This window comes from Streptomyces lycii (assembly GCF_009735685.1).
GTDB classification, from domain to species: domain Bacteria; phylum Actinomycetota; class Actinomycetes; order Streptomycetales; family Streptomycetaceae; genus Streptomyces; species Streptomyces lycii.
On the sequence record NZ_WHPN01000068.1, the window covers coordinates 1 to 17106 of the forward strand.

16 protein-coding genes and 1 riboswitch are annotated in these 17106 nt (G+C 72.6%); of the genes, 8 read left to right on the forward strand and 8 right to left on the reverse strand.

What is annotated here, in order from left to right:
- Positions 1 to 205: 205 nt before the first annotated feature.
- Positions 206 to 928 (reverse strand): copper homeostasis protein CutC, encoded by a 723-nt coding sequence (locus tag GCU69_RS03335; protein ID WP_098753215.1) that lies wholly within the window; start codon positions 926 to 928, stop codon positions 206 to 208.
- 101 nt (positions 929 to 1029) lie between these two features.
- On the opposite strand from GCU69_RS03335, the gene GCU69_RS03340 reads away from it, so the two are divergent.
- The 4 genes from GCU69_RS03340 (at position 1030) to GCU69_RS03355 (ending at position 4010) form a co-directional block, all read left to right on the forward strand.
- Complete coding sequence (locus tag GCU69_RS03340; protein WP_098753217.1) at positions 1030 to 1650, forward strand: HD domain-containing protein; 621 nt, start codon at positions 1030 to 1032, stop codon at positions 1648 to 1650.
- 360 nt (positions 1651 to 2010) lie between these two features.
- Positions 2011 to 2319 (forward strand): DUF397 domain-containing protein, encoded by a 309-nt coding sequence (locus GCU69_RS33415; protein WP_235978186.1) that lies wholly within the window; start codon positions 2011 to 2013, stop codon positions 2317 to 2319.
- Positions 2208 to 3509, forward strand: a complete 1302-nt coding sequence (locus GCU69_RS03350) for a Cmx/CmrA family chloramphenicol efflux MFS transporter (protein ID WP_235978189.1) — start codon at positions 2208 to 2210, stop codon at positions 3507 to 3509. The genes GCU69_RS33415 and GCU69_RS03350 overlap by 112 nt, the downstream gene beginning before the upstream one ends.
- A gap of 105 nt (positions 3510 to 3614) precedes the next feature.
- Positions 3615 to 4010 carry a DoxX family protein gene (locus GCU69_RS03355; RefSeq protein WP_098753213.1) on the forward strand — a complete coding sequence of 132 codons (396 nt, stop codon included), beginning with the start codon at positions 3615 to 3617 and terminating at the stop codon, positions 4008 to 4010.
- A gap of 139 nt (positions 4011 to 4149) precedes the next feature.
- On the opposite strand, the gene GCU69_RS03360 is transcribed toward GCU69_RS03355, so the two are convergent.
- Both GCU69_RS03360 and GCU69_RS03365 read right to left on the reverse strand, forming a co-directional pair.
- Positions 4150 to 4425, reverse strand: a complete 276-nt coding sequence (locus GCU69_RS03360) for a DUF4031 domain-containing protein (protein WP_098753212.1) — start codon at positions 4423 to 4425, stop codon at positions 4150 to 4152.
- A gap of 51 nt (positions 4426 to 4476) precedes the next feature.
- Positions 4477 to 4839, reverse strand: a complete 363-nt coding sequence (locus GCU69_RS03365) for a hypothetical protein (protein ID WP_098753211.1) — start codon at positions 4837 to 4839, stop codon at positions 4477 to 4479.
- Positions 4840 to 4952: 113 nt separating this feature from the next.
- Here GCU69_RS03365 and GCU69_RS03370 point away from each other — a divergent pair, with 113 nt between their 5' ends.
- From GCU69_RS03370 to GCU69_RS03380, 3 genes are all read left to right on the forward strand, one after another.
- Positions 4953 to 5957 (forward strand): MurR/RpiR family transcriptional regulator, encoded by a 1005-nt coding sequence (locus tag GCU69_RS03370; protein WP_408055754.1) that lies wholly within the window; start codon positions 4953 to 4955, stop codon positions 5955 to 5957.
- A gap of 333 nt (positions 5958 to 6290) precedes the next feature.
- Positions 6291 to 7244 (forward strand): N-acetylmuramic acid 6-phosphate etherase, encoded by a 954-nt coding sequence (murQ, locus tag GCU69_RS03375; RefSeq protein WP_156205089.1) that lies wholly within the window; start codon positions 6291 to 6293, stop codon positions 7242 to 7244.
- A gap of 152 nt (positions 7245 to 7396) precedes the next feature.
- Positions 7397 to 8995, forward strand: a complete 1599-nt coding sequence (locus tag GCU69_RS03380) for a PTS transporter subunit EIIC (RefSeq protein ID WP_098753209.1) — start codon at positions 7397 to 7399, stop codon at positions 8993 to 8995.
- 652 nt (positions 8996 to 9647) lie between these two features.
- Here GCU69_RS03380 and GCU69_RS03385 read toward each other — a convergent pair.
- The 5 genes from GCU69_RS03385 to thrC all read right to left on the reverse strand — a co-directional run bounded on the left by GCU69_RS03385 (position 9648) and on the right by thrC (position 15840).
- Positions 9648 to 11114, reverse strand: coding sequence for an alanine/glycine:cation symporter family protein (locus GCU69_RS03385; protein ID WP_156205090.1), 1467 nt, complete (start codon positions 11112 to 11114; stop codon positions 9648 to 9650).
- Positions 11115 to 11500: 386 nt separating this feature from the next.
- Positions 11501 to 13123, reverse strand: a complete 1623-nt coding sequence (gene groL, locus GCU69_RS03390; RefSeq protein ID WP_098753165.1) for a chaperonin GroEL — start codon at positions 13121 to 13123, stop codon at positions 11501 to 11503.
- A 496-nt stretch (positions 13124 to 13619) separates the two neighbouring features.
- A complete protein-coding gene (locus GCU69_RS03395; RefSeq protein ID WP_003986833.1) occupies positions 13620 to 13823 on the reverse strand; it encodes a cold-shock protein in 204 nt (67 codons plus the stop codon).
- Positions 13824 to 14254: 431 nt separating this feature from the next.
- Positions 14255 to 14530 carry a MoaD/ThiS family protein gene (locus GCU69_RS03400; RefSeq protein ID WP_156205091.1) on the reverse strand — a complete coding sequence of 92 codons (276 nt, stop codon included), beginning with the start codon at positions 14528 to 14530 and terminating at the stop codon, positions 14255 to 14257.
- The gene (gene thrC / locus GCU69_RS03405) at positions 14527 to 15840 is read right to left on the reverse strand and encodes a threonine synthase (RefSeq protein WP_235978187.1); all 1314 of its coding nucleotides are present in this window, start codon (positions 15838 to 15840) and stop codon (positions 14527 to 14529) included. The genes GCU69_RS03400 and thrC overlap by 4 nt, the downstream gene beginning before the upstream one ends.
- Before the next feature lie 17 nt (positions 15841 to 15857).
- Positions 15858 to 16011: riboswitch (SAM riboswitch) on the reverse strand.
- Positions 16012 to 16207: 196 nt separating this feature from the next.
- Here thrC and GCU69_RS03410 point away from each other — a divergent pair.
- On the forward strand, positions 16208 to 17106 hold an 899-nt coding region (locus GCU69_RS03410; RefSeq protein WP_156205092.1), incomplete at its 3' end, for a glucosyl-3-phosphoglycerate synthase.

A 17106-nucleotide genomic window follows, 5' to 3' on the forward strand; every position in this document is an offset into this window, starting at 1 on the left:
GAACCGCCCCGGCCGCCGCCGAAGGGCCCGGCCGGAGCCCGGCGGATCCGACAGGAGTCCGGCGGATCCGCCAGGCTCCCGACCCGGGTCCGACAGACTCCGGACTTGGGTCCGCCAGGCTCCCGACCCGGGTCCGTCAGGGCCCCGACCGGGCCCCGACCGGCTTCCCGACGGCTTCCGGGACCGCCGGCGCCTCGCCGGCGCCTCAGTTGTCCGGCCGAGCGGCCGCGCCGCGGCCTCCGGCCGCCTCCAGTTCCTCGCGCCAGATCCGTACCGCGTCCGCCGAGACCGGTGCGTCCCAGCCCGCGGGGCGCGCCGCGCCGCCGATGTGGAAGGCGTCGACACCGCCCGCGAGCAGCCGCGGCACATGGTCCAGACGGAGGCCGCCGCCCGCCATCAGCCGGGGCTCGTATCCCGGCTGCCCGGCCTGGGCCGCCTCCGCCAGCAGCACGGGAAGACCGTCGTCGACGCCGGTCGGCGCACCGGCCGTGAGGTAGGTGTCGAGGCCGGGCAGGTCGGCGAGTTCCTTGCGCAGCGCGTCGCGGTCCACCGTCCGGTCGACGGCCCGGTGGAAGGTCCACCGGCAGCCCTCGATCACCGCGATCAGCATTTCCACCGCGACGAGGTCCGGGCGCCCCTCGTGGTCGAGAAAGCCCAGCACGAACGCGTCGGCGCCCTCCGCGAGCAGCCCCTCGGCCAGCGCGCACAGCGCGTCGACGTCACCGGCCGCGAAGCCGTCGGCCGTACGGAGCATCACCCGCAGCGGGAGGTCCGTGGCGGCCCGGACGGCGGCGAAGGTCTCGCGGGACGGGGTGAGGCCGTCGGCCGCGATGTCGGTGACCAGTTCGAGCCGGTCCGCCCCTCCGGCCTGCGCCGCGACCGCGTCGGCGGGGTCGAGGGCGATCACCTCGAGCATTGGTCTAGACATGTTTCCAAGATTGCCACAGAAGAGGCCCCCGCGACAGCCGTGGCCGCCGGTACCACAATGAATCCATGGCCGTCACGCTGCTCGACCGCTGGACCGCACTCATGGACCGCTGCCAGGAGGACAGCGGACCGGAGGGCGGCGCCCGCCCGGATCCCGTTCCGTACGGCGAGAAGCTGCTCGAACGCTGGAGCGAGCCGCAGCGGCGCTACCACACGGTCGAACACCTCACGGCGGTGCTCGACCGGATCGACGCGATCGGCGGGCACTGCGCGGACCCGGACGCCGTACGGCTCGCGGCCTGGTTCCACGACGCGGTCTACCGCCCGGACCGCTCGGAGAACGAGGAGCGCAGCGCCCGCCTCGCCGAACTGGCGCTGCCGGAGGCCGGCGTGTCACCGGTGCGCACGGCGGAGGCGGCCCGGCTCGTACGGCTCACCGAGTACCACGACCCGGACCCGGGCGACACCAACGGCGAGGTGCTCTGCGACGCGGATCTCGCGGTGCTGGCGGGCGACCCGGAGGAGTACGCGGCGTACGCGGCAGCCGTCCGCGAGGAGTACGGCTTCGTCCCGGACGACGTCTTCCGCGAGGGACGCGCGGCGGTGCTGCGCCAACTCCTCGGCCTGGAACGGCTGTTCCGCACCCCGATGGGCGAACACTGGGAGCACACGGCACGCCGCAACCTGACGACGGAGCTGGAACTGCTCACGGCGGCACCCTGACACGCGGTGCTCCGGCCGCCTGTCGCGCCCGGTGACGATGCCGCTCCAGAAGGAGCGGGGTACTTCCGGACGTGAAACTCCCGGCCACCGCCGCACCAGCTCCCCGGAACGTCAGCGGCGCGGCGTACGCCGAGGGCGACGACGTGGCGCCCTTCGCCAGGGCTTCCGGCCGCATCCCGGCGGCGGCCCTTCCGGTGGAGGACTCGCTCGCCCGAATCGCGAAAGTGGAGAAAGGGCACCGGGGATGGCCGAGCCGAAGGCACAGCCCCACGTGCACGACCTGTCAACCGGGACAGGGCCGAAGGCATCCGCCGGCGGCGAAGGCACTGCGTCGAGGTCGCCGCCCTCCCCGGCGGGGCGATGGCCGTCCGCGACTCCGAGCGACGCGACATCGCCCCGCTGCGCTGCACGCTCCGCGCATGGGCCGCCTTCCGGCAGGGCCTCGTGTCCGGGCCAATCCGAGCGATCCCGTCCGGCGGAACGGGAATGGTCCACTCCGCCGCGGTGTTGGCGCCGTCATGCCCGATGACCGATCCCGCATGCCCGTCGCCGTCTACATGCTCGGCCTCGCCGTCTTCTCGCTCGGCACGTCCGAGTTCATGCTGTCGGGGCTGCTGCCGCCGATCGCCGCCGACATGGACGTATCGATTCCGCAGGCCGGGCTGCTGATATCCGCGTTCGCGGTCGGCATGGTCGTCGGTGCCCCGCTGCTCGCCGTCGCGACCCTGCGTCTGCCGCGCCGGGCCACCCTCGTCGCGCTGCTGTCGGTCTTCGGGCTCGGCCAGGTCGCCGGCGCGCTGGCCCCGAACTACGAGCTGCTGTTCGTCTCCCGCGTCGTCTCCGCCCTGGCCTGCGCGGGCTTCTGGGCGCTCGGCGCGGCGGTCGCCGTCGCCACCGTCCCGGTGACCGCGCGGGCCCGGGCGCTGGCCGTGATGATCGGCGGGCTGTCCATCGCGAACGTGCTCGGGGTGCCGGCAGGCGCCTTCCTCGGTGAGCACTTCGGCTGGCGGTCGGCGTTCTGGGCGGTGGCGGCCGCGTCCGCCGTCGCGCTCGTCGGCGTGGTCGCGCTGATTCCGCGCATCCCGGTCCCCGAGGAGCGGCCGAAGGTCAGCAAGGAGTTCCGGATCTACGCCGACCGGCAGGTCTGGCTCGCCATCGTGGCGACCGCGCTCGCGGGCGGCGGCGTCTTCTGCTTCTTCAGCTACCTGGCCCCGCTGCTCACCGATGTCGCCGGGCTGGCCGACAGCTGGGTGCCGGCGGTGCTCGCGCTGTTCGGGGTCGGCGCGCTGGTCGGCTCCACCGTCGGCGGGCGGCTCGCGGACCGGCACCTGTTCGGGGTGCTGCTCAGCGGTACGGCCGCCTCCACGGTGCTGCTCGTGGCGCTGGCCCTGACCGCGGGGATCCCGGCAGCCGTGATCGCGCTGTCCTTCCTGCTCGGCGCCTCCGCCTTCGGTACGGCGCCCGCGCTCAACGCCCGGATGTTCGACGTCGCGGGCGCCGCCCCGACCCTGGCGGCGGCGACCGTCACGGCGTCGTTCAACCTCGGCAACGCGGGCGGCCCCTGGCTCGGCGGCCTGGTCATCGACGCCGGTTACGGCTTCACCGCCACCGCGTGGGCCGGCGCCGCCCTGACCGCCGTCGCGATCGGCACCCTCGCCGTGTCGCTGCGCATGCACCGCCGTACGCCGACCCGGGTGGTCGCGGGCTCCGCCGCGGGCCCGTCCGACGTACCCTCCGGCGTCCTCTCCGGCACCCCGTCCCCGGCCGAGGCGACCGCTGCGGCGACCACTGCGGCAGCCGCCGCGGCGGCCGGACGCGGGGACGGCGGCGGTGACGGCCGGGAGGACGCAGCGCGCTGACCCGGCGCGGCCGCGCCCGTACGTCACATCCCGTGCGCTTCCTTCGTCCAAGGGGCAGGATGGCAGACGCCGCCCTCGCACCGGAACGCCGGAAGGAGCCGCACGATGAACGTCGCGCTGTGGGCCGCCCAGATCTTCCTCGCCCTCCTGTTCCTGGTCTCGGGGGTGGCGAAGGGCACCTGGTCGAAGGAGCGGCTGATCGCTTCGGGACAGACGGGCGTCGAGCCGTTCCCGCTGCCGGTGCTCCGCGGGACCGCGGCCTGCGAGGTGCTGGCGGCGGCCGGTCTGATCCTGCCGTGGGCCACGGGCATCGCCCCGGTGCTGACGCCGCTGGCGGCCGTGGGGCTCGCGATCGTGATGTGCGGCGCGATCAGCAGTCATGTGCTGCTGCTGCGCCGGAACGTGCGGCAGGGCCGCGGCGCCGCGCGCGAGGCGGCGGCCGTCGCGTCCACGGTCACGCTGCTGGCGGTGTGCGTCTTCGTGGCGGTGGGACGCTTCTGAGCCGTACCGGCCCGGCGGCTCCCCGCCCCGGACCTTCCGCCGCCGGCGGCCGGGCGCGACGGACGGCCGGTTGCCCGCGGGACACGTACAGCGGCTCTTCGGGAAAACCGGGCTCCGGGACCGGGCGGCCGCCGGCCGTTCAGCGGGCGCCCGGCCCCCGGTTCTTCGGGCGGCGCAGTCCCGCCTCCGTCAGCCTGCGCAGCAGTTCCTTGCAGCCGACCTCGACCGCGCCCAGTTCCACCGCCGACCGGTAGCGTTCGGCGGGGAGGTCGTAGTGGTCGCGCTCGAAGGCACGGCGCGGGGCGCCCAGGCGCTCGGCGAAGGCGTGCAGTTCCTCGTACGAGACATCGCTGACCAGGTGTGACCACATCCGGCCGTGGCCCGGCCAGGTCGGCGGGTCGATGTAGACCGTCACCGGCTCACTCCCGCCTCCCGCCTCCCTGGGCCCCCGGCCCCGGAACGGGGCTCACTTCCCGAGGACGGCGCCGAGGCCGCCGACCGGCGCGACCGCGACCGACGTCTTCGCGCAGACCCAGTGCGGATCGGCGCCCAGTTCCGGTTCCACGTCCAGCGCGTGCGGGTCGCCGCCCTCGGTGCACACCGGGCACAGCGGCCAGCGGCCGTACCGTTCCAGCAGCGCGTCCTGGACGTCCTGCGCGACCAGGCCGGCCACGAAGCCCGCGCCTTCCGGCCACTGCTCGACCCACCAACGGCGGTGCGACACCGAGTCCTCGACCAGCGAGACGATGTCGGCGTCGGCCACGCCGCCCGCCGTCAGGTCGGCGATCACCAGGGCGCGCGCCGCGTGCAGTGCCTGTTCGAACTCCATGACTCCATTCTCCCGCGCGGGTGACGTCCGCACCGGACGGCCCACGCGTTCCGTACGTCTCCCCCGTCCGAGGGGTCTTGACGGCGACGAGTGACTGAAAATACCTTCCAGACGTGAGCAGCCCACTGAAGGAAACTTTCAGCGCCGACGAGGCGCCCTCCGAGGCGCCCGTTCCGGCGGCCGGCACGGCACCCGGTCCGGCGGCCCCCGCGCCGCGCCGTCCGGTGCCCGAGGCGGCCCCGCCCGCACCGGCGGCCCTCGCGGCCAAGGTGCGGACGCTGGCGCCGTCGATGACCCGCTCGATGCAGCGGGTCGCCGAGACGGTGGCCGGTGACCCGGCGGGCTGCGCGGCGCTCACCGTCACCGGTCTCGCCGAGCGTACGGCAACGAGCGAGGCGACCGTCGTCCGCACGGCCCGGGTGCTGGGCTATCCCGGTTACCGCGACCTGCGGCTGGCGCTGGCCGGACTCGCCGCGCAGCAGCAGTCGGGCGCCGCCCCCGCCGTCACCGCGGACATAGCGGTCGACGACCCGCTCCCCGACGTGGTCGCCAAGCTCGCCCGGGAGGAGCAGCAGTGCCTCGCCGACACCGCGGCCGGGCTCGACACCGGACAGCTCGAAGCGGCCGTCGGAGCGATCGCGGCGGCCCGGCGCATCGACGTGTACGGCATCGGCGCGTCCAACCTCGTCGCCCACGACCTGGTGCAGAAGCTGCTCCGCATCGGCCTGCTGGCGCACGCGCACGCCGATCCGCACCTCGCCGTCACCAACGCCGTGCAGCTGCGCGGCGGCGACGTCGCCATCGCGATCACCCACTCCGGCCGTACGGTCGACGTCATCGAGCCGCTCCGCGCCGCGTTCGACCACGGCGCCACGACCGTGGCGATCACCGGCCGGCCGGACGGCGAGATCGCGCAGTGCGCCGACCACGTCCTGACGACCTCGACGGCCCGGGAGAGCGAGCTGCGCCCCGCCGCGATGTCCAGCCGCACCAGCCAGCTGCTCGTCGTCGACTGCCTCTTCATAGGCGTCGCGCAACGGACGTACGAAACCGCCGCCCCGGCGCTCTCCGCCTCCTACGAGGCACTGGCCCACCGGCACAACCCGCGCCACCGCTGACCGGCGCACCGGCCCGGCCCGCCCGGCCCAACGCCGCCGGGCTCGCCCGACCAGCCCCGCCCGACCCGGCTCCCCCGGCCCACCCGACCGGCTCCGCCAACCGCCAACCGGCGGCCACCGACCACAGCCGCACCCGACCACCCGAACCCGACCGCTCCGCCCCCTGCCCCCCGGGCCCCGGGCCCGCCGCCGCCCCGACCCGCCGGACCGCGAACCGGCACCGGCACTCAGACCCAGCACCCAGCACCCAGCACCACCGCACCCCGCATCACCGCACCGCGCACCACGGCCGCAGCGACCACCGGCCGCCCCGCCCGACGAAAGAGCCGCACCATGACCTCCACCGCCGACCCGGCCCCGTCCCGCTACGGACAGCTCCGGGCCCAACTGGACACGCTGACCACCGAGGCGTTCCGCAGCGAGCTGGCCGACATCGACCGGAAGCCGACGCAGGAGATCGCCCGGATCATGAACGGCGAGGACGGGACCGTGCCCGACGCCGTGGCCGCCGAACTGCCGCGGATCGCCGCGGCCGTCGACGCCGCCGCGGAGCGCATGGCCCGCGGCGGACGGCTGGTCTACGCGGGCGCCGGCACCGCCGGTCGGCTCGGTGTGCTCGACGCGAGCGAGTGCCCGCCGACCTTCAACACCGACCCGGAGGAGGTCGTCGGCCTGATCGCGGGCGGCCCGTCCGCGATGGTCCGCTCCGTCGAGGGCGCCGAGGACAGCAAGGAGCTGGCCGCGGCGGACCTGGACGCCCTCGGCATCGGCCCCGACGACACGGTCGTCGGCATCTCCGCCTCGGGCCGCACCCCGTACGCGATCGGCGCCGTCGAGCACGCCCGGTCGCTCGGCGCGCTGACCGTCGGCCTGTCCTGCAACGCCGGCTCGGCCCTGGCCGCCGCCGCGGAGTACGGCATCGAGGTGGTCACCGGGCCCGAGCTGCTCACCGGCTCCACCCGGCTCAAGGCGGGCACCGCCCAGAAGCTGGTGCTCAACATGATCTCGACGATCACCATGATCCGGCTCGGCAAGACCTACGGAAACCTGATGGTCGACGTCCGCGCCTCCAACGACAAGCTCCGCGCCCGCTCCCGGCGGATCGTCGCCCTGGCCACCGGAGCGCCCGACGACGAGATCGAGGCCGCCCTCACCGCCACGGACGGCGAGGTGAAGAACGCCATCCTGACCATCCTCGGCGGGGTCGACGGCCCCACCGCGGCCCGGCTGCTGGCCGAGGCGGACGGCCATCTGCGCGCGGCCCTGGCCGCCGCCGGCCAAAGCTGAGTCCTCCACCCGTCACCGAGCCGCCCCGTACCCACCCGTACGTCCGGCACCACACACCCACCCCGGGCCATCACCAGCACCAGCACCAGCACCAGCACCAGCACCAGCACCAGACCAGCACCGAGCGCAAGGCAAGGCAAGGCACCAGCACCATGGCACCAGCACCCGACAAGAACCGCAGAATCGCCGAGGAGATCCTTCCGCTCGTCGGCGGCGCGGCGAACGTCATATCCGTCTCGCACTGCATGACCCGGCTCCGGCTGGGCATCGCGGACCGCACCCTCGTCCGGGACGAGGACCTCAGGGCACTGCCCGCCGTGATGGGCGTCGTCGAGGACGACACGTACCAGATCGTCCTCGGTCCCGGCACGGTCGCCAGGGTCACTCCCGAGTTCGAGCGGCTCGTGGCGGAGGAGCGGCAGCAGGACCCCACGCCCGGCACGGGCAGCGGAACCGGCACCGGAACCGGCGGGAACGAAGCGGCCGGGACCGGCACCCCGTCCGCCGAGGAACTGGCCGCGCAGGGCGCCGCGATCAGGGCCGAGCGCAAGGCGCGGAACGCCACCCCGTTCAAGCTGTTCCTGCGCCGGATCGCGAACATCTTCGTACCGCTGATCCCCGCGCTCATCGGCTGCGGCATCGTCGCGGGCATCAACGGCCTGCTGACGAACCTGGTCAACACCGGCCACGTCACCTGGGCCGAACCGCTGGTCCCGGCGCTGGCCGCGATCGCCTCCGGCTTCATGTCGCTGATCGCCGTCTTCGTCGGCATCAACACCGCCAAGGAGTTCGGCGGCACCCCGGTGCTCGGCGGCGCCGTCGCGGCGATCATCGTCTACGCGGGCGTGGCCGAGGTCAGCGCCTTCGGGCAGGAGCTGGCCCCCGGCCAGGGCGGTGTCCTGGGCGCGCTGGGCGCGGCGGCGCTGGCGGCCCAGGTCGAGAAGTGGTGCCGCCGCCGGGTGCCGGAGTCGCTGGACGTACTGGTCACACCGACCCTGACGGTGCTGGTCGCCGGGCTCGTCACGCTCTTCGGGCTGATGTTCCTGGCGGGTGAGGTCTCCACGGCCATCGGCGAGTTCGCCGACTGGCTGCTCTCGGCCGGCGGCGCGGTCGCGGGCTTCGTCCTCGGCGGGCTGTTCCTGCCGCTGGTCATGCTCGGGCTGCACCAGGCGCTGATCCCGATCCACACCACCCTGATCGAACAGCAGGGCTTCACGGTGCTGCTGCCGATCCTCGCGATGGCGGGCGCCGGGCAGGTCGGCGCGGCCATCGCGGTCTACTTCCGGCTCAACCGGAACACCTCGATCCGCAAGACCATCCGCTCCACGCTCCCCGCCGGTTTCCTGGGCGTCGGCGAGCCGCTGATCTACGGTGTCTCGCTGCCGCTGGGCCGCCCGTTCGTCACGGCGTGCGTGGGCGGAGCGTTCGGCGGCGGTTTCGTCGGCCTCTTCTACCAGCTCGGCGACTCGGTCGGCTCGACCGCCATCGGTCCGTCCGGCTGGGCGCTCTTCCCGCTCCTCGACGGCAACGGCGGGCCGGCCGCCACGGTCGCGGTGTACGCGGGCGGACTGCTGGTCGGCTATCTGGCCGGCTTCGCCGCCACGTACTTCTTCGGCTTCAGCCGGCAGATGCTGACGGAACTCAACACCGGCCCCGACGCGGACGCCACGACGCCCGCCGCCGAACCGGCGAAGCCCGCCCCGGACAAGGAGGAAACGGCGACCCCGGTCGCCTCCGGCGTGGGCTCGTAGCCGCACGACGACGAGGGCGAGCCCCCGCACGGCACCCGGCCGGGACCAGCCCGGGACGGCCGGCAGCCGCTGTTCCGACGTGAGGGGGCGGGCCCGGAGGGAGGGGGCGGGCCCGGAGGGAGGGGGTCTTCCACGCTTACGTGTATGGGTGGCCGCGGAAATAGGGTGACCTTTCCGCGCACCGTTCAGGCGGCCGTAAATATGCGGTGGAAGACCCCCTCCCGGAGGACCCGCTCCCGGCACCGAAGCCCGCCGGGGCGCACACCCCCGCCGGGGCGCACCCCGGACCAAGAGCCGACCGAAGGGCACACCGGGCGAAGACCCCGGGCAGAGCGCACACCCGGCGCACACCCCCGGCCAAGAGCCCGACCGGGGCGCACCCCCGCCCAAGCCGCACCCCCCGCCAAGAACCGGGCCAGAACACACCTGCGCCGAGCCCGGACCCACCTCTGCCGATCCAGGGCGCAGACGCACACCCCGGACCCACCTCCGCCGACCCATGGCGGACGCACACCCCGTAGCAACAGCCGGGCCGTGGCGCACCCGCGCCGAGCCGGAACGCACCCCCGGGGAGGGAACAAGGGGCACAAGGGGCACAACCAGGACGCGCACCCGGCGCAGGGCAGCATCCCGCGCCGGAGGCGGCCTCGCGTCAGCCCGTCGTCCGCGCCCCCTCCGCCGCCGGTGCCGCTGCCGGCTCCGGGCGCCGCGGGGGCCAGGTGTCCACACCGCGCATCCCCGGCACCCGGTCCACGGTGAAGACCGGGTCCAGGCCCTCGCGGCGCTGCGCCTGGTAGTCCTGGAGCAGCCGGAAGGCGATCGCCGACAGCGGCAGGATCGCGATCAGGTTGACCATCGCCATGAAGCCCATGAAGACGTCGGCGAGGTTCCACACGACGCTCACCGAGCCGAGGGCACCGAGGAAGGTGACGATCAGCACCAGTGCCCGGTAGCCCGGCAGCACCCACTTCCGCCCGGTGATGAACTCGATGTTGGACTCGCCGTAGTAGTAGTTCCCGATCATCGAGCTGAAGGCCAGCATGAAGACGATCAGGGACAGCGCGTGTCCGGCCCAGCCGCCGAGGGACTCCACGAGGGCGCTCTGCGTGAGGTCGGCGGTCTGCCGTCCGCTCAGCTCCGGGTTCGTGGTCAGGATGATGAAGGCGGTCATGGAGCAGACGACCAGCGTGTCGAAGAAGACGCCGAGGGACTGCACGAGGCCCTGCTTGACCGGGTGGCCGACCTCGGCCGCGGCCCCGGCGTTGGGGGCGGAGCCGAGGCCCGCCTCGTTGGAGAACATGCCGCGCCGGATGCCCTGCTGGATCGCCGCGCCGATGCTGCCCGCAGCGACCTCGCGGAAGCCGAAGGCGCCGCCGACGATGTCGGCGAGGACCCGCGGGATGTCCCCGACGTTCAGCAGCACGACGACGGCGCCGAGCAGCAGGTAGAGGACCGCCATCACGGGGACGAGCCACTGGGTGACGGTGGCGATCCGGCGCACCCCGCCGAAGACGGTGAGCGCCAGCAGCCCCGCCAGCGCCAGCCCGACCACACCGTTCAGCGCGCTGCCCTGCCCGGGCAGCGAGGAGGCGGCGACCGCGGAGATGGTGTTGGACTGCACGGCGTTGAACACGAGGCCGAAGGTCACGGTGATGGTGACGGCGAAGACGACACCGAACCAGCGCTTCCCCAGCCCGCGCTGGATGTAGTACGCCGGTCCGCCGCGGAAGGTGCCGTCCGCGTCCCGCACCTTGTACAGCTGCGCGAGCGCGGACTCGACGAACGCGGAGGCGGCACCGATCAGCGCCATCGCCCACATCCAGAAGACGGCGCCCGCGCCGCCGAGGCTGATGGCCGTGGCGACACCGGCGACGTTGCCGGTGCCCACGCGGGCGGCGGCGGAGATGGTGAAGGCACCGAAGGAGGAGACGGGCTTGCGGCCGTCCTCGGAGGCGGGCGCGGGATCCTTCAGCACGCGCAGCATCTCCGGGAACAGCCGCAGCTGCACGGCCCGGGAGCGGATCGTGAAGTACAGGCCGGCGCCGACCACCAGCGGGATCAGCAGATAGGTCCAGAAGTGATCGTTGATCTCCACGATCACGGAGTCGAGCGTGCTCATGCGCAGTGCATCCTCTGGCGGCTGTGGTGCTCGGCCCTGACGACGCACTCGGCGACCGGCCGCGGAAGGATTTCTTCCGATTGAAGCAACGGGCACGCTACCCGCGCCCACCGCCCTCTCACACGTGTCTCGGCGGTGCGGAATCTCACAGAGTGGACGCCCGGCAACCCGGTCCGAGCAAGCGGACAGCCCGCTCCGAGCATGCGGACAGCCCCCTCCGAGATTGCGGACGGCCCGGGCCAAGGATGCGGACAGCCCGCGGCCACGGATGCCGGCAGCCCGCGCACACGGGCGCCCCGGCGAACGCCAACGGGGCGGCACCCTCCGTGGAGAGTGCCGCCCCGTTGGTCGGGACGGTGACCGTCCGGCCTCGCGGCCGGGACCGGTCAGAAGTCCATGTCACCGCCCGGCATGCCGCCCGGAGCGGCCGCGGCGGCCTTCTCCGGCTTGTCGGCGATGACGGCCTCGGTGGTGAGGAACAGCGCGGCGATCGACGCGGCGTTCTGCAGCGCGGAGCGCGTGACCTTCGCGGGGTCGATGACGCCCTCGGAGATCAGGTCCGTGTACTCGCCGGTCGCGGCGTTGAGGCCGTGACCCGGGGTGAGGTTGCGGACCTTCTCCACGATGACGCCGCCCTCGAGGCCGGCGTTGACCGCGATCTGCTTCAGCGGGGCCTCGAGCGCGAGCTTGACGGCCTGCGCACCGGTGGCCTCGTCGCCCTCGAGCTCGAGCTTCTCGAACACGGAGACGGTCTGGAGCAGGGCCACGCCACCACCGGCGACGATGCCCTCCTCGACGGCGGCCTTGGCGTTGCGCACCGCGTCCTCGATGCGGTGCTTGCGCTCCTTCAGCTCCACCTCGGTGGCGGCACCGGCCTTGATGACGGCCACGCCGCCGGCCAGCTTCGCGAGGCGCTCCTGGAGCTTCTCGCGGTCGTAGTCCGAGTCGGAGTTCTCGATCTCGGCACGGATCTGGTTGACCCGGCCCTGGACCTGGTCGCTGTCGCCGGCACCGTCGACGATGGTCGTCTCGTCCTTGGTGATGACGACCTTGCGGGCGCGGCCGAGCAGGTCGAGACCGGCGTTCTCCAGCTTGAGGCCGACCTCCTCGGAGATGACGGTGCCACCGGTGAGGATGGCGATGTCGCCGAGCATGGCCTTGCGGCGGTCACCAAAGCCGGGCGCCTTGACCGCGACGGACTTGAACGTGCCGCGGATCTTGTTGACGACCAGGGTCGAGAGCGCCTCGCCCTCGACGTCCTCGGCGATGATCAGCAGCGGCTTGCCGGACTGCATGACCTTCTCCAGGAGCGGCAGCAGGTCCTTGACCGAGCCGATCTTGGAGTTGACGATCAGGATGTACGGGTCGTCGAGCGACGCCTCCATCCGCTCCATGTCGGTGGCGAAGTAGGCGGAGATGTAGCCCTTGTCGAAGCGCATGCCCTCGGTCAGCTCGAGCTCGAGCCCGAAGGTCTGCGACTCCTCGACGGTGATGACGCCTTCCTTGCCGACCTTGTCCATGGCCTCGGCGATCAGCTCGCCGATCTGGGGGTCGCCGGCGGAGATGGAGGCGGTGGAGGCGATCTGCTCCTTGGTCTCCACGTCCTTGGCCTGCTCCAGCAGGGCGGCGGAGACGGCCTCGACGGCCTTCTCGATGCCACGCTTGAGGGCCATCGGGTTGGCGCCCGCGGCTACGTTGCGAAGGCCTTCGCGGACCAGCGCCTGGGCCAGGACGGTCGCGGTCGTCGTGCCGTCACCGGCGACGTCGTCCGTCTTCTTCGCGACCTCCTTGACCAGCTCGGCGCCGATCTTCTCGTACGGGTCCTCGAGCTCGATCTCCTTGGCGATGGAAACACCGTCGTTGGTGATCGTGGGCGCGCCCCACTTCTTCTCGAGGACGACGTTCCGGCCCTTGGGGCCGAGTGTGACCTTGACGGCGTCGGCGAGCTGGTTCATTCCGCGCTCGAGGCCGCGCCGCGCCTCCTCGTCGAACGCGATGGTCTTGGCCATGTGAAGTGGTCCTCCCAGGACTTGGGGGTCCCCCCGGCCCCGTGGGCTGGGGGAGGATTTCTCCGGACCGCGCTGGCGCCCGCGACGGACGGCCTGCCGGCCGTACGGTCCCTTGCCCCGCGCGGCCTGCGGGCCTCACCGACCCGGTCCTTCTCTGTCACTCTCGACGTGAGAGTGCTAACGCCAATGATTAGCACTCACCCCCTTCGAGTGCAAGCGTCGCAGGGCGCGGACGGGGCACCGCACACGCCCGGAGGCCGGGCGGGAGCGGGGAGGCGGACCGGTGCGCCGACCGCGACCGGGCCCCGGACCCGCGGCGGCGCGCACGACGGCTCCCGCGGCTCTCGCGCGACCCCGCGCGCGAGAGATGAGGCCGGACGCCGCAAGCGCCGGAGCGCGCGCCCGCCCCCGGGACAGACAGGCCCGCCCCGGGGCAGACGAAGGGCCCGCATCCGGGTGGATGCGGGCCCTTCTCCAGGTTTCGGCCGGTCGGCGCTCAGCCGGCGACGCGGACCATGTCCGCCTGCGGCCCCTTCTGGCCCTGCGAGATCTCGAACTCGACCCGCTGACCTTCCTCGAGGGTGCGGTAGCCGTCCATCTGAATCGCGCTGTAGTGCACGAAGACGTCCGCACCACCGTCGACCGCGATGAAGCCGTACCCCTTCTCCGCGTTGAACCACTTGACGGTGCCCTGAGCCATTTCCTAACTCCCCTATTGCTGGCCCTTGCGCAGGACCGCACTTCGCGGACCCGGGTCAGACCTCACCCCGAAGGGTGTGCGCCGGAACGCGTCGACCGCGGCTGAATGTATCTGCCCATGCGCCGTCTGCAACAGGTCAACTGGACGAGAAATCCGGCCGCGCCGGAACGGAGTTTTCTACGGAATTCCCAATAATCCCGGGCAACTCGGGCCGGACATAACGAACCAACGCGACAAATCAACGTCTGTCTTCGGACACAGGTTGTCGCGTTCTCATATGCACTCGGCATGCAGCCGGAGGGGGGACGGCTAACTGTATCGCGCTCAACGACACGGAATTGCCCCCTCCGCTTCTTTGACGGAGGGGGCAACCGCAATGACTCAGGGTGGGTGGTGCACCCGGGCCCGGCGACGGACCCGGCGACGGCCGGTCAGCCGCCCGCGACCGCCGGGATGATCGAGACGCCGGCACCGTCCGGCGTGGCGGTCTCCAGGCCCTCGGCGAAGCGCACGTCGTCGTCGTTGACGTAGACGTTGACGAAGCGGCGCAGCTTGCCGGAGTCGTCCAGCACCCGGGCACCGATGCCCTGGTGGTTCTTCTCCAGGTCGGCGAGCACCTCGGCGAGCGTCGCCCCCTCGGCCGGGACCTCGGACCTGCCGTCGGTGTAGGTGCGCAGAATGGTCGGGATACGGACGGTGACGCTCATGCGAGGCCTGCCTCTCGGAAGGATTCGAGGGTGGGACGGATGGTGGCGGACGGTCCCGTGGTCGGGGCGACCGCGTCGAGGGTCTTGAGCCCGTCGCCGGTGTTCAGCACGACGGTCTCACCGGCGGGGTCGAGCCGGCCGCTCTCGATGAGCTTCCGCAGCACGCCGACGGTCACCCCGCCCGCGGTCTCCGCGAAGATGCCCTCGGTGCGGGCCAGCAGCTTGATCGCGTCGACGACCTGCTCGTCGGTGACGTCCTCCACCGCGCCGCCGGTGCGCCGGGCGATGTCCAGGACGTACGGGCCGTCGGCCGGGTTGCCGATCGCCAGGGACTTGGCGATGGTGTCGGGCTTGACCGGGCGGACCACGTCGTGACCGTCCTTGAAGGCCTTCGAGACCGGCGAGCAGCCCTCGGCCTGCGCCCCGAAGATCTTGTACGGCTTGTCCTCGACGAGGCCGAGCGAGATCAGCTCCCGCAGCCCCTTGTCGATCTTCGTCAGCTGGGAGCCGGAAGCGATCGGGACGACCAGGTTGTCCGGCAGCCGCCAGCCGAGCTGCTCGCAGATCTCGTACGCCAGGGTCTTGGAGCCCTCGGCGTAGTACGGCCGGAGATTGACGTTGACGAAGCCCCAGCCCTCGCCGATCGGGTCGCCGATCAGCTCGCTGCAGAAACGGTTCACGTCGTCGTACGTGCCCTCGATGCCGACCAGGTCGCCGCCGTAGACCGCGGCCATCACGACCTTGCCCGCCTCCAGGTCGTGCGGGATGAAGACGCAGGACCGCAGGCCCGCGCGGGCCGCGGCGGCGCCGACCGCGCCGGCCAGGTTCCCCGTCGAGGAGCAGGACAGGGTGGTGAAGCCGAAGGCGCGCGCCGCCTCGACGGCGATCGCGACGACCCGGTCCTTGAAGGAGTGCGTCGGATTCCCGGAGTCGTCCTTGACGTGCAGGCCGCCGGTGACGCCGAGCTCGGCGGCGAGGCGGTCGGCCTTGACCAGCTTGGTGAAACCGGGGTTCACATTGGGCTTCTCCGCGACGTCCGCGGGCACGGGCAGCAGCGGTGCGTACCGCCAGATGTTGTTCGGACCGGCCTCGATGCGCTTGCGCAGCGCCTCGGCCGCCTCGGAGCCGCCGGGAAGGTCGTAGGCGACCTCCAGCGGCCCGAAACAGGCCTCACAGGCGAATACGGGGCCGAGCGGCGTCCGCTCGCCGCACTCGCGGCAGGAGAGCGCCGCGGCGGGACCGAGATCGACGGTGCCGGTCCGTGCGGCCGGGTCGGACGACGGGGTGCTTGCAACAGTTTGCACAGCCATGGAGGCGAGGCCCTTTCTCCTCATCTTCCCCGCGGCGTATTTCACCGCGAGCCGGAATTGGCACCTTCCCCACCGGGAGCCTCGCGCCCGACGCCGCAGCGTCGGTCCGAGACCGGCGGGAGGGTTGCCGGGGCTTCAACGGGCCGTTCCCTCTGCCCCTCTGGATGAGCGGTATGGCACCGGGCCTGGCCCGGGCGTTTGTCCACGGCGACCACCCCGAGATGCGGTGTTCACGCGTGTTGCTCAAGACTGTAACGGAAGGATCGGACAGTCGAGGAAGCCGTCCGAACCGCGAGATGCGGCACTGACGCGGAAGCCATCGCACCGCCCATCTGCCCACCTGCCCGCCACACAGGGAGACGATGACGTGCTGGACGAGGTGAAGCTCTGGCTGGACCGGCACTCCTGGTCCGCGTCCGAACGCCCGCTGGACATGCTGCGCGCCGCCAAACGGACCGCGGGTCCGGCCGGGACGGTCAGCGTCGTGCTCCCCGCCCTGAACGAGGAGGCCACGGTCGGCGCGATCGTCGAGACGATACGCAGAGACCTGATGACCGGGGACACCCCGCTCGTCGACGAGCTGGTCGTCATGGACTCCGGCTGCACCGACGGCACCGCGGCGGCCGCGGCCGCGGCCGGCGCCCGCGTCGTGCACCGGGACACGGTCCTGCCGCGCGTCACGGCGGCGCCGGGCAAGGGCGAGGTGCTGTGGCGTTCGCTGCTGGTGACCAGCGGCGAGATCGTCTGCTTCGTCGACGCCGACCTGCGCGACTTCGAATCCCAGTTCGTTTCCGGAATCGTGGGGCCGCTGCTCACCGATCCCGGGCTGCAGCTGGTCAAGGCCATGTACGACCGGCCCATGGGCAGCGGCGGCGAGCGCGGCGGCCGCGTCACCGAACTGGTGGCACGCCCGCTGCTGAATCTGCACTGGCCGCAGCTGGCCGGTTTCGTGCAGCCGCTCGGCGGCGAGTACGCGGCCCGCCGGTCGCTGCTGGAGCAGATCCCGTTCCCGGTCGGCTACGGAATCGAGATCGGGATGCTGGTGGACGCCCTGGAGCTGGCGGGTCTCGACGCGCTGGCCCAGGTCGACGTGGGCGTGCGCCGGCACCGCAACCAGGACGGCCAGGCGCTCGGCCGGATGGCCGCCACGATCTACCACACCGCACACTCCCGGCTGGCCCGCGGCCAGCTCGTGCGCCCGGTCCTCACCCAGTTCGACCGGGACGACGGCGCCTTCGCCCCGACCGTGCACCAGGTCACCACGCA